General features: G+C 52.9%; 18 protein-coding genes. All 18 read right to left on the bottom strand.

Annotation, left to right across the window (positions count from 1 at the left end):
- Positions 1-12: 12 nt before the first annotated feature.
- The 18 genes from fliQ to fliG all read right to left on the bottom strand — a co-directional run bounded on the left by fliQ (position 13) and on the right by fliG (position 14,064).
- A complete protein-coding gene (gene fliQ / locus ACZ481_RS11420) occupies positions 13-282 on the bottom strand; it encodes a flagellar biosynthesis protein FliQ (RefSeq protein ID WP_464770262.1) in 270 nt (89 codons plus the stop codon).
- Between the two features lie 13 nt (positions 283-295).
- The gene (fliP, locus tag ACZ481_RS11415) at positions 296-1,030 is read right to left on the bottom strand and encodes a flagellar type III secretion system pore protein FliP (RefSeq protein WP_464770617.1); all 735 of its coding nucleotides are present in this window, start codon (positions 1,028-1,030) and stop codon (positions 296-298) included.
- A 49-nt stretch (positions 1,031-1,079) separates the two neighbouring features.
- Positions 1,080-1,655, bottom strand: coding sequence for a flagellar biosynthetic protein FliO (gene fliO, locus ACZ481_RS11410; RefSeq protein ID WP_464770261.1), 576 nt, complete (start codon positions 1,653-1,655; stop codon positions 1,080-1,082).
- 11 nt (positions 1,656-1,666) lie between these two features.
- Complete coding sequence (locus tag ACZ481_RS11405) at positions 1,667-2,029, bottom strand: response regulator (RefSeq protein ID WP_464770260.1); 363 nt, start codon at positions 2,027-2,029, stop codon at positions 1,667-1,669.
- Between the two features lie 38 nt (positions 2,030-2,067).
- Positions 2,068-3,198, bottom strand: coding sequence for a flagellar motor switch phosphatase FliY (fliY, locus tag ACZ481_RS11400; protein ID WP_464770616.1), 1,131 nt, complete (start codon positions 3,196-3,198; stop codon positions 2,068-2,070).
- Positions 3,191-4,195 carry a flagellar motor switch protein FliM gene (gene fliM, locus ACZ481_RS11395; protein ID WP_464770259.1) on the bottom strand — a complete coding sequence of 335 codons (1,005 nt, stop codon included), beginning with the start codon at positions 4,193-4,195 and terminating at the stop codon, positions 3,191-3,193. Before fliM ends, fliY begins: the two co-directional genes overlap by 8 nt.
- A gap of 81 nt (positions 4,196-4,276) precedes the next feature.
- Positions 4,277-4,756: a flagellar basal body-associated FliL family protein gene (locus ACZ481_RS11390; protein ID WP_464770258.1), complete on the bottom strand. Its 480-nt coding sequence runs from the start codon at positions 4,754-4,756 to the stop codon at positions 4,277-4,279.
- A 60-nt stretch (positions 4,757-4,816) separates the two neighbouring features.
- On the bottom strand, positions 4,817-5,011 hold the full coding sequence (locus ACZ481_RS11385) for a flagellar FlbD family protein (protein WP_464770257.1): 195 nt from the start codon (positions 5,009-5,011) through the stop codon (positions 4,817-4,819).
- Positions 5,012-5,086: 75 nt separating this feature from the next.
- Positions 5,087-6,937, bottom strand: a complete 1,851-nt coding sequence (locus ACZ481_RS11380) for a flagellar hook protein FlgE (RefSeq protein ID WP_464770256.1) — start codon at positions 6,935-6,937, stop codon at positions 5,087-5,089.
- An 86-nt stretch (positions 6,938-7,023) separates the two neighbouring features.
- Positions 7,024-7,425 (bottom strand): TIGR02530 family flagellar biosynthesis protein, encoded by a 402-nt coding sequence (locus tag ACZ481_RS11375; RefSeq protein ID WP_464770255.1) that lies wholly within the window; start codon positions 7,423-7,425, stop codon positions 7,024-7,026.
- On the bottom strand, positions 7,422-7,832 hold the full coding sequence (locus ACZ481_RS11370; protein WP_464770254.1) for a flagellar hook capping FlgD N-terminal domain-containing protein: 411 nt from the start codon (positions 7,830-7,832) through the stop codon (positions 7,422-7,424). Before ACZ481_RS11370 ends, ACZ481_RS11375 begins: the two co-directional genes overlap by 4 nt.
- 14 nt (positions 7,833-7,846) lie before the next feature.
- Positions 7,847-9,328 (bottom strand): flagellar hook-length control protein FliK, encoded by a 1,482-nt coding sequence (locus tag ACZ481_RS11365; RefSeq protein WP_464770253.1) that lies wholly within the window; start codon positions 9,326-9,328, stop codon positions 7,847-7,849.
- Between the two features lie 32 nt (positions 9,329-9,360).
- On the bottom strand, positions 9,361-9,978 hold the full coding sequence (locus tag ACZ481_RS11360) for a MotE family protein (RefSeq protein WP_464770252.1): 618 nt from the start codon (positions 9,976-9,978) through the stop codon (positions 9,361-9,363).
- A 17-nt stretch (positions 9,979-9,995) separates the two neighbouring features.
- A complete protein-coding gene (locus ACZ481_RS11355) occupies positions 9,996-10,523 on the bottom strand; it encodes a lytic transglycosylase domain-containing protein (RefSeq protein WP_464770251.1) in 528 nt (175 codons plus the stop codon).
- Positions 10,520-10,981 carry a flagellar export protein FliJ gene (gene fliJ / locus ACZ481_RS11350; RefSeq protein WP_464770250.1) on the bottom strand — a complete coding sequence of 154 codons (462 nt, stop codon included), beginning with the start codon at positions 10,979-10,981 and terminating at the stop codon, positions 10,520-10,522. The genes ACZ481_RS11355 and fliJ overlap by 4 nt, the downstream gene beginning before the upstream one ends.
- 20 nt (positions 10,982-11,001) lie before the next feature.
- Entirely contained in the window at positions 11,002-12,318 is a 1,317-nt protein-coding gene (gene fliI / locus ACZ481_RS11345; protein WP_464770249.1) for a flagellar protein export ATPase FliI, read from the bottom strand.
- On the bottom strand, positions 12,315-13,061 hold the full coding sequence (locus ACZ481_RS11340; RefSeq protein ID WP_464770248.1) for a FliH/SctL family protein: 747 nt from the start codon (positions 13,059-13,061) through the stop codon (positions 12,315-12,317). The genes fliI and ACZ481_RS11340 overlap by 4 nt, the downstream gene beginning before the upstream one ends.
- Positions 13,054-14,064, bottom strand: a complete 1,011-nt coding sequence (gene fliG / locus ACZ481_RS11335; RefSeq protein WP_464770247.1) for a flagellar motor switch protein FliG — start codon at positions 14,062-14,064, stop codon at positions 13,054-13,056. The genes ACZ481_RS11340 and fliG overlap by 8 nt, the downstream gene beginning before the upstream one ends.
- Positions 14,065-14,076: the final 12 nt, after the last annotated feature.

The following is a 14,076-nucleotide window of genomic DNA, read 5'->3' as shown; positions in this document are numbered from 1 at the left end:
GCCCCCTTTTAGCTAACGTATGATACTGGGAATACTTAAAAAAATCTCCCGCGCATAACCGACTACCAGGCTAAGCATCCATGGTCCAAAAACCAAAATGGCAACAAAAACGGCAATGATTTTGGGAATAAAGGCCAGTGACTGTTCCTGGATTTGTGTCGTTGCCTGAAAGACACTGACCAGAATACCGACTAACAGACCCAGACCCAGCATGGGGGATGCGACCAGCATGACCATAGTTAACGCATCGCGCCCAATCTGGATGGCCATATCGCCCGACATAAGCGTTCCCCCTTCAGTTAAAACTGGTAACCAGTGACCGGACAATTAAATGCCAGCCATCGACTAAAATAAATAATAAGATTTTAAACGGCAGTGATATCATGATCGGCGGCACCATCATCATACCCATGGCCATAAGGGTGCTGGCCACTACCATGTCAATAACAATAAAGGGAATATAGATTAAAAACCCAATCTGAAAGGCTGTTTTTAGTTCACTGATAACAAAAGCCGGAATAACCACTGAGGTGGGAACATCCTCCGGTGAACTGGGGCGCGGCATTTCTGATAAATTGACAAATAAGGCCAGATCATTCTCCCGGGTCTGCTTGAACATAAACTCCCGCATCGGCTTTATTGCCTCCGCGAGGGCGGTTTCCTGATCCATCGTCCCAGCCAGCATCGGCTGTAAGGCGCCTGTATTTACCTGGGCAAAATAAGGTGACATGGTAAAAAAGGTTAGGAATAAGGCCAGTCCAATCAGGATTTGATTAGGCGGCATTTGCTGAGTCCCCATGGCGCTGCGCAAAAATGACAAAACCACAATGATTCTGGTGAAAGAGGTCATCAGCACCAGGATAGACGGGGCAAGGGCCAGCACGGTTAAGGTCAGCAGAATCTGCAGGCTGAGAGCCGTTTCCTGGGGAGTTGTGGCTTGTTCCACCCCAACCGTAAGATTAGGAATAGGGATTAAGGGCGCTGCCACGGCTACTGCCGGCCAACAAACGGGTAAAACAACAGCCAACAGGCAAACATACTTGCTCCAGGCTTTAAAATAGTTAGTATAATGTGACACTCTATTTACCTCTTCCTCTAAGGTTCTCATGCTCCTTCTCGTTTATTTCCTGAGTGTCCAAACCAAAAACAGCGGGAAATTTCTTATTCAATTGCTTTAGTACAAGCAGCTGGCGCTGGAAAACATTGGCGAACGGCTCAGCCGGTACAGCAGCGCCGGCCTGGGCTGTAAGCTGCGCAATATCCTCCGGGGAAGTAATTTCCCGGAGCAGGGAAATACTCTGGTCGGTAACGCCTAATACCATGTACTTACCGGCTATCTCCACCACATAAACAGCACGATTGGGGCCTAAAGCAAGGGTTGCATGAATTTTCCCCTGATTAAGCCCGGCAGGACCATTCATTTTCTGCCCTAAGAAACGGGATGTGAAATAGGCGAGACCAAGCACTAAGAGAAAGGTCACCAATAGGGAAAAAACATAACCGGTGGCTGCAAACCAGGAAGTCGCTGGCGGCTGCGGTTCCTGATAGGTAAGATACTCAGGCGCTTCGCCAGCGGCCAGCCCGCAATTCGCAAACAGCAGCACAAGGCAGCAAAGGATAAGGGTACAGCGAAAGCAACGGCTATATTTACCCATGAAAAGGCCTGCTAACCGACTGCCTTGCGCACTGCTTCCAGAACACGGTCAGGCTGGAACGGCTTTACAATAAAGTCCCGTGCTCCCGATTGAATGGCTTCAATAACCATGGCCTGTTGCCCCATTGCGCTGCACATAATAACTTTTGCCGCCGGGTCAACCTTTTTAATCTCTTTTACGGCTGTGATGCCATCCATTTCGGGCATCGTTATATCCATAGTCGTCAAATCAGGTTTAAGCTCCTGATATTTTTCCACGGCTTTAATCCCGTTCTCGGCTTCCCCGACGATATCGTAACCGTTTTTAGATAAAATGTCTTTGATCATCATCCTCATAAATGCAGCATCATCGACAACTAACACTCTAATCGCCATGTTCGCTTACCTCTCCTATCTCAAATAAATTCAGGTTGTTATTGAAGATTATGAGCCCGTTCCAGGGGACTGACAATATCGGTGATCCTCACACCGAAGTTTTCGTCAATGACGACAACTTCGCCCTTGGCAATGAGTTTGCCATTAACCAGAATATCCACAGGCTCACCGGCAAGTTTGTCAAGCTCGATAACTGAACCGGGCGTCAATTCCAGAATGTCACGGATTAGTTTGCGGGTTCGTCCCAGTTCAACAGTAACCTGCAACGGTACGTCCATAATAAGATTGATATTTGTGTCAGTAGCAGACATCCCGGCCGGTTTCAACGGGGCAAACTGAACCGGCTGCACAGCAACATTCGCAGCCAGCTGCGGCTTGGGCTGCGGTGCCGGTTGAGAGTACACTGGCGCCGCTGCCGGCGGAGGAGCGGCCGGTTGCGAAGGCGTGGCCGGTTGAGGAGACGCAGCCGGCGGTGACGGCGGCGCCGCGGCGGCCTGCACGGCATTCATCAGGTTTTCCACCATTTCTTTGGCAACATTAAGCGGCATGATCTGCATCAGCTCACTGTCGATCAGGTCTTCCACTTCCATCCGGAAAGACACACGCACCAGCGCTTCATCGCCGGACATAATCGTAGTAACATTAGGGTCTAAGGCAAAATCCAGCAGATTAACCTTGGGGGGCGCTATATCCACTTTCTTTTTAAAAATAGTGGATATAGAGGTTGCCGTTGAGCCCATCATTTGATTCATTGATTCGCTGACAGCACTCATATACAGCTCATTCAGCTCAGACGGCGGGTTGGAGCCGTCTCCCCCCATCATTAAATCAGCAATGATCAGGGCATCCTGCTCGCGCATGGCCAGGATATTAGTCCCCAGCAGGCCATGGGTATAGCCAACCTCAATCACCAGGTACGGCAGCGGATACTGACGTTTTATTTCATTCAGATTTGAGATCGATACCTTGGGCGTAGTAATTGACACCCGTCGGCCTAACAGCACAGACAGCGTAGTTGCGGCCGTACCCATTGAGATATTGCCAATCTCACCTAACGCGTCTTTTTCCATATCTGACAAATCAGCCCCAGCCGGAGATGGCGAGGCTGCGACTGGTTCGCCTCGTAGCAATGCGTCTATTTCTTCCTGGGACAGAAATCCGTCACTCATCATTATCATCTCCTTGGGAAATTACTTGCGTAATTTGTACCGCATTTTTATGACCAACGATCCCGGGCTTGCATTTGAACTTCTCCCGGTTGCCGATAATTACACTTAGTTCACTCTCCGCTTTCGCTTCCAGCTGCAGCACATCACCAACACCTAAATCCAACAATTCGTGCACGGTAACAGTAGCCCGCCCAAGCTCAACAATCACAGGGATCAGGGTTTTTTCCAGCTTCCGCTGTAAAACGCTGATCGATTCCGGCGACGCCTGCCTGGCGGCCGAGGCCGCGACCCAAAAGCTGGTAGTCAGCTTAGCCATAATGGGTTCAAGCACCAGATAGGGTATGCAAATATTCATCAACCCTTCGGCCTGACCGATTTTCGCCTGGAGCGTGATAAGCACCACCATATCATTAGGCGGCACAATCTGAGTAAACTGGGGGTTAGTCTCCAGCGCCTCCATGCGGGGTTCAACGGCGACAACCTGTTTCCAGGCCTCCTGCATGCTCTCCATCGCCTTATTAATTACGCGCCGGATAATCGCCTCTTCAATATCAGTTAAGGAACGCGGCTTGGCTGGCGGCAGACCGGGTCCGCCAAATAACCTGTCGATAATGGCAAGCACAATGCTGGGGTTTATCTCTAAAATGGCATTTCCCTTAAGCGGGCGCATCTGAAAGATACTGATAACGCTGGGATTCGACATGGAACGGATAAATTCTTCATATGTCAGCTGGTCTACAGAGGCAACATCAATGTGAATCAGTGTCCGCAAATGGGCCGAAAGATAAGTATTAATCAGCCGGGCAAAGTTTTCATGCAACATATAGAGCGTGCGTATTTGATCCTTAGAGAACTTATCCGGGCGCTTAAAATCGTAACTTTTGATCTTGCGCTGCCTTTGCTCGGTTTTTATTTCCTCTGCCGTTACAACACCGGTAGACAAAGCTGACAGTAGTTCATCAATTTCGCTTTGCGACAAAACATCTGGCCCTGCCAATCGCTCCCCTCCTTTCGCATCAAAAAGGAATATAATTTACCTGATAGGTATTTTTATTATACTAAAATTATTGTTATGAATCTACTGTAAAACAAAATTGGTTATATAGATATCATAAACCCGATCTTCGCCCAGGGTCTTGTTAATTTCATTTTTTAACAGCTCTTTTAATTGATCTTGCTTAAGCGGATCAAAATCTTCGATTTTTTGCGATCGTAAGACATAGACAGCCGTGTCTAATATCCTAATCTCTTCCGGTGAAGGCAGTTTGCCTTCCTTCGGGGCCGCATTCTTATCAGGTCTCAATTCCACAATCAGGCCAATCTTAAGGTAGCGGCCGCTGTTGACGCCGCCAATATTGAGAATCAGGCCTTCTTTCGCGTCGCCCAGTTTGATAAACTGTCCGGGCGCACGCTGCGCAACCGCTTTCTCTGTTGTTTTGTCAGCCACCACCCTGGTGGCAATCAAATACGAAATACCACCGGCCAAAATCAAGCCAACCACAATCAGTATGATAATAACCGACATCGACATCTTTTTTGGTTTTTCCTCTTCAGCCACTGGCACACCTCCATTACAGCGTATTTATCCATCACAGCAGATATTACTGTTACACTCGCCCTAGCGGTTTCTGAATAAAGACCGGCGATACTCCATGACCTTGCGGACAATTTCATCCATTGCCTCTTCCACAATCAGCTTCTTGCCGCTGGTCAGGGTTATCACTGTATCCGGAGTTTCTTCAATTGTCTCAATCAGCTCGGCATTAACCACAAAGTCGCAGCCCTGGGATTTTAATTTGGTTACCTTTATCACACCTGTCCCCCCTAATTATTATTCTCAAAAATAGGCAGCATAGGGGAGGTGCTCCCCCCCGCTGCCTTACACTTCCTAGCGTTTGAGGTTGGCTAATTCCTGCAGCATTTCATCAGATGTAGTAATAATCTTGGAATTGGCCTGGAAACCACGCTGGGTAACAATCATCTCGCTGAACTCCTGCGCCAGGTCAACATTAGACATCTCCAGCGACCCGGGGGTGAATTTGCCCCGGCCGCCGGTTTCACTGGAGCCGATCTGGGGCTCGCCCGAATTGTTGGACTGGGAGAACATGCTGTCGCCCGCCTTATTGAGACCGCCGGGATTATTAAATACCGCCAGCGCCACCTGGGCCAGCGTCTGTTGTTCACCATTGGTAAAGGTGCCGACAATCACGCCGGCCTGATTGATGGTCACCGAGTTCAGGGTGCCGGCGGCATACCCGTCCTTGCCGGTGGCCTTGGCTGTCGATTCCCCCCCGTACTGGGTCAGAGCGGAAAAATCAGGCGTTATCGTGAAAGCCCCGGCCCCGGCATAAGGCCCGCCGGCAGGGTCGATGGTCATTGTGTTGATGGTGCTGGTCTGATCATAGGTGCCGTCGGCATTGAACCTGATAGTGGAGGGTGTGGCTGTAATATTACCAACAATTACCCCTGAGTCATCAACAACTGTGCCATTAGGTGTAAAGCTCCAGGTATTTTCACCAGTCTTCATAAAAGTACCTTTTACACTATAGGGATTCCCCTGTACGTCATATACAGTAATGGAGGTTGGGACAGCGGAAGAAGTGCCATAGGCATCCAACACAGCCTGGGCGGCATTGGTGGCGGCAGTGGCCGCTGCAGTAGCCGCTGCCGCCGCTGCCGTTGCAGCCGTGGCCGCCGTGGTGGCGTTAATCGCAGCGTCACTCGCTTCACTGGCGGCAAGCATTGCCGCACTTGTCATAGAAGCATCGGCTGTAGCGGCCGCTGCCGCTACAGCCGTTTCGTCAGCGGTACCCGCAACCAGATCGTCAGTTACCGTTTTCAATGCATCGGCATCATTTTTTGCCGCTGTCGCTAAACTTAATGTTGCCGGTGATGCTGCCGTTACTGCCAATGCAGCAGCGCTTACAGCGGCGACTACAGCATTTTGAACAGAGGTTGGTGTAGCGCCGGCAACTCCTGCTGCTAAATCATCTGCCTCTTTTTTCGCAGCCGCCATCGCGAGTTTAGCCGCATCGATAGCAGCCTTGGCGGCATCGGCAGTGGTTTTGGCCGTGTCGGCAGCGGTTTTGGCCGCATCGGCAGCGGTTTTATTATTGTCGGCGATGACCTTAGCCGCATCAGCAGCCACTTTGGCCGCATCGGCAGCCGCCTGCTCAGCCGGTGTGCCGATCGCTTTGGCGCCGGCCGACAAGTTATTGGTATAGATTATTTTGCTGGATACCTGGGCGGGCATGGAGGCACCCACCGGGATCTGGATGGCGGCGGCATCCTGCTTGCTGTCAATGACCCCGCTGGCATCGGCTTTCCAGCCCATGACCTTATAGCCGGTGCCGGGCACGATAAAATTGCCGGCCGTGTCGAAATCAAAGGCGCCGGCCCGGGTATATACCTGGCTCTGGCCGTCACTCAACACGAAAAACCCCTGGCCGGAGATGGACAAATCGGTTTGCTTGCCGGTTGGCTGCGGGCTGCCGTCGGTAAAGATGGTATCAATACTGGCCAGGCTCATGCCCATCCCAATCTGCAGCGGGTTGGTGCCGCCTCGGTTGGCGGTGGCCGACGAAGCCCCCTTGATGGTCTGGCTTAACATATCCTGAAACGTTACCCGGCTGGCTTTAAAGCCGACGGTATTCACGTTGGCAATATTATTGCCGATTACATCCATGCGGGTCTGATGGTTTTTCAGACCGGATACACCGGCAAACAATGAACGCATCATAGTAAATCAAAACCTCCCAATTTGTAATATGACAGGGCTGCTTCAGTCAGTCGGCAGCCGGCGGGCTTCCTTAAGAGGTCCAGCCCTCAAATAATTACGGCACTGTCAATGTTGGTAAACACATTGTCTTTAATGCTGGCGCCGTCTATCGCGGTAATCACCGTCTTATTCTTGACACTGACAACAAATGCCAGATTGTCATTCATGAGAATCAGCGACTCCCTGGCGCCTTTTTGCGCAGCTTTATCCACCGCCTGGCTGAGCTTGCTAAGCTGACTGCCGTCAAGCTGAATCTTGCGGCTTTGTAAACGCTGCAACGCATGCTGGGAGAACTTTACACCGGCAATTTCCTGTTCCAGCAGCTGGTTGAAGCTGGGGCCGGGATTTGTTTTGTTCGGGCTTATTCCCCCGGGAGAGGCTGCGGGTTTACTAGGCGGGGCGGCAGGACTGAGCGGTTGATACGGGTTATAAATCCGGTTGTCGGTCATTCTTCAGGAGGAGTACTTTTCGGTACTTGGACAGACACTACCTGACTCAAGTCCAGCGCGATATCGCCGATAATCAGTTTCGGCTGCCCTTCAATCATCCGCACAGACTGAACGATCCCCGTCCATTCCTCCGCATTGCCGTCAAGCCAGTTTACCTGCATGCCGATCAGACCGCTGGCCTGCGACATAACCATTGATGAATTCATGTTCTGCATCTGCTCCAGGCTGGAAAACTGGGCCATCTGGGCAATAAACTCCTTGTCCTCCATAGGGTTCATCGGGTCCTGATACCGCAGCTGCACAGTCAGCAGTTTCAGGAAATCGTTTTTGCCAAGATCGTCGTTTTTCTTCCGGGTAGCATCGGTACTATTGGTTGTGGTTTTACTGCCGACACCATAAACATCCATGTTAGCGACCTCCTTTAAATACGGTAATCAACGCCTGCCTGGCCACCGGTGCCGTTCATTTTTCCGGCCTCCATTTCCGCCACAATCGCCTCGACAAACTCGCCGCTATTTTTTTTGTTGGTAAGTTTGGCAAATTGCTGGCGTGAGTTGCGCTCCTGGTCATGATTGGGCAAAAACTGGCTTAAGCCGGCATATACGCCTACATTTTCCACTTTAAGACCACTACTGGCCAACTCCTGTTTAAGCTGGGGCAGGGAGGCCTCAATCAGGCTGCGCACTTCGGGGTTGTTGGAATGGAAACTGGCATTAACCGCCCCGTTCTCGACAACCACTTTCAGGGTAAGCTCCCCCAGATGCTCCGGTTTCAGCTTGATAACCATGGCCGTGTTCTGCAGCTTGGTAATAACCCGGGATTGCTCTACAATCTGGTCGACGACCTGATACATATCAGCCGCCGGGCCGGTTGGCAGCTTACCCTCGGCAGCCTGGCCGGCAAGGGCGTCTGTCGTTTTAGACAGCAGGGCGGTTTCCAGCCCCGGCAGGAACAGCGAAGGCGTTCCTTCCTTCAAATTGGCATTGGCAGGTTGGGGGGAAAGCGCCTGTTCAAACAAAGCGGAATCGGCCAGGCTTTCTTGTTGCCCCTCGCCGGCATCCTGCCGGGAAGTCCCCGCCGGTGAAGCTGCGGCCGTAACGGGAAGCGCCGGCTGCTGCTCCGTGTCAGCAGTAAGTACCGCTGCCGCTTGTTGCTCTGTTGCCCGCATTGCCTCTTTACCAGGGACGGCGAGTACGGTCTGCGCCACTGCGGACTGAGTCAGGTCGGCGGCGATCGCTGTAGCTGGTTCGGCCATGACCGGGTTAACCGGGAGCTGGGCCTGGCCGGTCTGCACGCCGGCGGGCCTGGCGTCCAGGTGCGGTACCCCGTCAGCCTCAACTGGGACGGCAGCCGCCATGGGTTGCCTGGCCGGTTGCGCCGGCAATACCGGAACTGACGGCACTGCAGCCGTTTCCGGACTGGCGCTGTCTACGCTGGCAGCGATTGCCGCCACTTCAGTCGTCAAGGCGGCCTCAGCCCCGGCTGCAGGCAGCAGATAGGCGCCGGTAACGGCTGGGAGCATCTGGGAAAACAGGCCGGTATTGGCCACAGCCATTGCCTGCTGGCCAAGCTGCGTCAGGTCGGCCGGTTCGCTGTCGGCCGGCGCTGCCGCCAGTTCTTCCCGGACCGGTTGAGCCGGTATTTGGCTGTTCGCTGTATTGCCGGTTTTTTTGACCGGGCTTGGTATGCCGCCTGGCGGCATAGGGCTGCCGGCCTGCTTAGCCTCATTGGTGCTTGCCTGCTCCCGGGCCGCAGCCAGTGCCTTGTCCGCTTTAGCGACCGAGCCGCTAAGGGTGTCGCTAAAGGACTGCTGCTTACTGTTCGGTCTGGCGGCAGTGCTTTTGCCGGCCCCGGCCGGCTTGGCCGCCGGCTGAACAGGCAGCATATTCTGAGCTGTATTCATTTTTTCACCTCCTTTCCCGGTTTTTATTTATGTTAAAGGTTCGGCAGCTGGGCCTTGCCTCTAAGCATATCCTGCGTAAGACTGGCAGCGCGTTTAGAATCAAACCGGGCCAGTATTTTGGCTACCTGCTCCTCCTCCATTTTACTGAAAATCGCCACGACAGTAGCATCATCAAGCTCTTGCATAATTGTGGTGGCTTCGTCCGGTTTCATACTGCCATACAGCCGGGCTAGTCTGCCAATGCGCTTGTTTTCTTCCTGCTGCCTGAGCTTATCCTGTTTTTCCAGATCTTCCGGGGTAATCAGGTCCGGGGTAATGACCTGGGGTACCGGGAACGCACTGGCCGGCTTCTGACTCTGCTCAGGCTGAACCGGAGCCTCCTGCCCGGCAGATGTATCGTCTTCGGCAAGGTCCACCGGTTCAAAATTGGTTTTGGGCAAATAGCTGCCAATCACCGGATATTGGTCAAGCTTCATATCCCTGGCCAGTTTTGCCACATCAATGAATTGGAAGTAAACACCGGCCGCAAAGCCGATTGTGACTAAAATCAACAAGGTTACTAACATAGCCAGCACTTTAAGCCCAAGGCCTGAACCGGACGGAGGCTGCTGTTTCGGATTGGCAACATTTTTGTTTGGTTTTTCAGCCATAATTAGTCAAGGCTCCTCTACTTAGCCAGCGCTAATACCCTGGTCACATAGTTGCGTGTTTCACTGTACGGAGGAACACCATTATAGTTCTTTACCGCCTGTGGTCCGGCATTATAAGCAGCGACGGCTTTGGTAACATCGCCGGCAAACATAGTCAGCATCTGTTTAAGATAGCGGACGCCACCGTCAATATTCTCGCGGGGGTCGTTAATATTGCGCACCCCGAGCGAACGGGCCGTTGCCGGCATCAGCTGCATCACACCGGTGGCGCCGGCCGGCGAAACAGCCGCAGGGGACAGGCCGGATTCAGCCTCGGCCACAGCCATAGCGAGCTTAGGATCAACACCATATTTGGCAGCGGCAAGCTCAATCATCCTGGCCACATCACCCTGGGTTACACCCGGGCTGGCTGCGGGCTTGTCTGGCCGCAGGGCGGCAGCAGCCTTGTCCAGGGCGCCGGCAAAGTCACCGGCAGCACTGTTGGGCGAAAAACGCCGCTCAATCTCTGTGATCCGCTGCATAACCTGATTTATCCCTTGTATCATTGTATTCCCCTCCCCCTGTTGCGCCCAAAAGCCTGCGTTCCCAGCTCATCGAGAATCTTTTGTTCGTCCTGCAGCAATTCCTCCCGGTATTGGGCCAGGCATTTTTCGCGCAGGTTGCTCACAAGTTTCCGTTGCTGAATGGCGTTTTCCAGCTCTGTCAGGCATTCCTGCCGCCGGCCGGCTGCTTTCGCCACCTGTGTTTGCTGCTCACTGATCATCCTGTTAATTGTATCGGTATAATCACTGAATGTCTTAAGAGTCTCGACCGTCAGGCTGCCGGCAGACTGTTTCCGGCTGAAGGAGGCCAGGTTGGCAGCAAGGCTGTCCTGAAACCCGGCTAGCCGGGCCTGCTCTTTATGCAAGGCTTCCGTAGCTTCAGCCAGTTTGATCTGAGCCCGCTCCTCCTGCATCTGCCTGAATTTTAACAAGGTTTCAAGACGGAAACGGAATTTTTTCATGTCCAGCCACCTTAATGAGTTTAGGCAACAAGTTGCTTGAGCCGTTCAATGGTTTCCAGCACCGGCGTATTTTCATGCACATCCTGCTGCAGGAAGCTGGTTATACCCCCAATAACCTCAATCGCTTTATCAATATTGGCGTTGCTGCCGCGGGCATAGGCGCCAATGTTGATCAGGTCCTCGGCCTCGCGGTAGGTGGCCAGCAGTCTGCGCAGCCGCTGAGCGCACTGCACATGCTCTTTCTCGGCGATCTCCAGCATAACCCGGCTGACACTGCTGAGCACGTCAATGGCGGGATAATGGTTTTGCGCCGCCAGGTTCCTGGATAAAACGATATGGCCGTCGAGAATGCTGCGGACCGCATCGGCAATCGGCTCATTCATATCATCCCCGTCGACAAGCACTGTATAAATTCCGGTTATTGAGCCCCGGTCCCCGGTCCCTGATCGTTCCAGCAGTTTAGGCAGCATGGCAAATACCGACGGTGTATACCCTCTGGTGGCCGGCGGCTCGCCGACTGTCAGGCCGATTTCCCGCTGGGCCATGGCAAACCGGGTCACAGAGTCCATCATCAGCATGACATCCAGCCCCTGATCCCGGAAATACTCGGCAATGGCCGTAGCCGTCATCGCCCCCTTGAGCCTGACCAGCGCCGGCTGATCGGAGGTGGCCACAACAACGACCGACCGTTTTAATCCCTCTTCACCTAAATCACGCTCAATAAATTCCCGCACTTCCCGGCCCCGTTCACCAATAAGGGCAATCACGCTAATATCCGCTTCCGTGTTGCGGGCGATCATCCCCAGCAAAGTGCTTTTGCCAACACCGCTGCCGGCCATGATGCCCACCCGTTGCCCGCGCCCCAGGGTTAGCACACTGTCAATAGAGCGCACGCCCACAGCCAGCTTGTCCAGTATGCGCCGCCGGTTTAACGGCGGTGGCGGCATGGCGCTCAGCGGATACTGGGTACTGGTGATCAGCGGTCCCTTGCCGTCAATCGGATTACCGAGACCGTCAAGCACGCGGCCCAACAGCTGCCGGCCGACATTGACCCTGAGCAGCCTGTGAGCAGATATCACTTCGCAGCCCGGTCCAATCCCCTGCATCTCACCGACAGGCATCAGCAGGACCCGGTTTTCTCTAAACCCCACAACCTCGGCCGGAATAGGCTCGCTTTGATTGCGCGGATGGATGTAGCATAATTCCCCCAGGTTGACATTGGGTCCCTGCGACTCAATAACCAAGCCGATAATCTGGGTAATCTTCCCATTCAGTTTCATGGTATCGGCGTTATGTATAGCCGACAGATATTTGGCAGCATCAAATACAGTATTCATGGCAGTGTTTCCTGAATGGCTTTATACACCATTTCCAGTTTTGTATCCAGCTTCGCATCAACAGTCCCCAGGGCGGTGTCAATGACACAGCCGCCGGCGGCGACGGTCTGGTCGGCGCTGACGCTAACCGCCTGCTCTCTGCCCACCATAAGCTGCAAATCATGTTTAGCCAATAGCACCATCTCATACTCGCCAGGGTTAACGCGGATAACAATGTGGTCCTGATCGCGGACTTTTGCCAGTGCTTCTTTCACTATCGGCAGTATCGTTGCCGGGTTTTCTTCAATCTCCCTGGCTATTACTTTGCCGGCAACAGCCAGGGCAATCTCAACAATTTGCCGTTCGGCATCAATAATCATCTGCTGTGCGTCCTGTTCAGCCACCTTGACCAGCCGGTCAGCCTTTGCCAGCGCTTGTTGCAGGCTTTGCTGCATTTCGGCCTGCGCCGCCTGCCTCCCTTCCTCCAAGCCGGTCTCGTAGCCCTGGGCATGGCCTTCTTCCCGGGCCGCACAGGCCAACTCCCGGGCCCGGGTCTCAGCGTCAGCCAGGCAGCGGTCCGCTGCGGCCTGCGCCTGAGCGAGGATGTTGTCAGCGGCTTTCTGCACCTCTGCCAACGAGATTTCCGGGATTACCGGCTCCGGTTCTACTTCACACACCGGTTCGGGTTCGGGTACCGGCGGCCGGTATTTGATAATTACCGGCGCAGTTCTTTCACATAATACGCGTTTTAGTATTTTAGACAATGATCTCGTCTCCTTTGCCACGGGAAACCACAATCTCACCTGATTCCTCAAGCCGACGAATGTTATTGACTATTTTCTGCTGCGCTTCCTCAACATCTCTTATGCGGACAGGCCCCATATACTCAATTTCTTCCCGGAGCATCTCCGCCGCCCGTTTGGAAATATTTTTATAGATTTTGTTGGCAACCTCGCCTGAGGTCGCTTTCAGGGCCAATGCCAGGTCTTTGTTGTCAATCTCCCGGAGTACAAGCTGAAGGGACCTGTCGTCAAGCAGCACAATATCCTCGAATACGAACATCCGTTTTTTGATCTCTTCTGCCAGTTCGGGGTTCTGCACTTCCATATTTTCTATAATCGTACGTTCCGTAGTCCGGTCAACCCGGTTAAGTATTTCCACAATCGAATCCACGCCACCGGCGGCGGTAAAGTCCTGCGTTACCAGCGATGACAGCTTGCGTTCCAAAATTCTTTCGACATCGCGGATAACATCAGGCGAGGTACGGTCCATGGTCGCAATGCGCCTGGCAACATCCACCTGCCGTTCCGGCGCTAAGGCCGATACAATGGCGGCTGATTGTTCCGGTTGCAGGTAAGCCATAATTAAGGCAATGGTTTGCGGATGTTCATTTTGAATGAAGTTAAGCAGCTGGCTCGGATCCGTTTTGCGGGCAAAGTCGAAGGGGCGTATCTGCAGGCTGGTGGTCAGCCGGTTGATAATGGATACCGCTTTCTCTGCGCCCAATGCCTTTTCCAGTACTTCCCGGGCATAATCCAGACCACCATTGCTGATGTATTCCTTGGCTAAACACATTTGATGAAATTCAGCCAGTACTTTATCTTTTTGTTCTTGTGACAATTTGCGCTGGTTGGCAATTTCCAGCGTTAATTTTTCTATCTCATCTTCACGCATGTGTTTTAATACCTGGGCTGAGATGTCAGGACCTAAAGCGATTAATAAGATTGCTGCTTTTTGTTTGCCTGTCAATTCATTTGACTGGTACATGTCCCAGACCCC

This window comes from Sporomusa intestinalis, assembly GCF_055383785.1.
The sequence above is the reverse complement of the archived record's forward strand: the minus strand, read 5'-3'. Positions and strand labels throughout refer to the sequence as shown.

Excerpts from the sequence above, each read along its gene's own strand:
- ACZ481_RS11380 (WP_464770256.1), bottom strand. The coding sequence starts at position 6,937 with ATGATGCGTTCATTGTTTGCCGGTGTATCCGGTCTGAAAAACCATCAG.
- ACZ481_RS11405 (WP_464770260.1), bottom strand. The coding sequence starts at position 2,029 with ATGGCGATTAGAGTGTTAGTTGTCGATGATGCTGCATTTATGAGGATG.
- fliQ (WP_464770262.1), bottom strand. The coding sequence starts at position 282 with ATGTCGGGCGATATGGCCATCCAGATTGGGCGCGATGCGTTAACTATG.
- ACZ481_RS11365 (WP_464770253.1), bottom strand. The coding sequence starts at position 9,328 with ATGAATACAGCTCAGAATATGCTGCCTGTTCAGCCGGCGGCCAAGCCG.
- fliI (WP_464770249.1), bottom strand. The coding sequence starts at position 12,318 with ATGAATACTGTATTTGATGCTGCCAAATATCTGTCGGCTATACATAAC.
- ACZ481_RS11375 (WP_464770255.1), bottom strand. The coding sequence starts at position 7,425 with ATGACCGACAACCGGATTTATAACCCGTATCAACCGCTCAGTCCTGCC.
- fliJ (WP_464770250.1), bottom strand. The coding sequence starts at position 10,981 with ATGAAAAAATTCCGTTTCCGTCTTGAAACCTTGTTAAAATTCAGGCAG.
- fliY (WP_464770616.1), bottom strand. The coding sequence starts at position 3,198 with ATGAGTGACGGATTTCTGTCCCAGGAAGAAATAGACGCATTGCTACGA.
- ACZ481_RS11360 (WP_464770252.1), bottom strand. The coding sequence starts at position 9,978 with ATGGCTGAAAAACCAAACAAAAATGTTGCCAATCCGAAACAGCAGCCT.
- fliG (WP_464770247.1), bottom strand. The coding sequence starts at position 14,064 with ATGTACCAGTCAAATGAATTGACAGGCAAACAAAAAGCAGCAATCTTA.
- fliO (WP_464770261.1), bottom strand. The coding sequence starts at position 1,655 with ATGGGTAAATATAGCCGTTGCTTTCGCTGTACCCTTATCCTTTGCTGC.
- ACZ481_RS11370 (WP_464770254.1), bottom strand. The coding sequence starts at position 7,832 with ATGGATGTTTATGGTGTCGGCAGTAAAACCACAACCAATAGTACCGAT.
- ACZ481_RS11355 (WP_464770251.1), bottom strand. The coding sequence starts at position 10,523 with ATGATACAAGGGATAAATCAGGTTATGCAGCGGATCACAGAGATTGAG.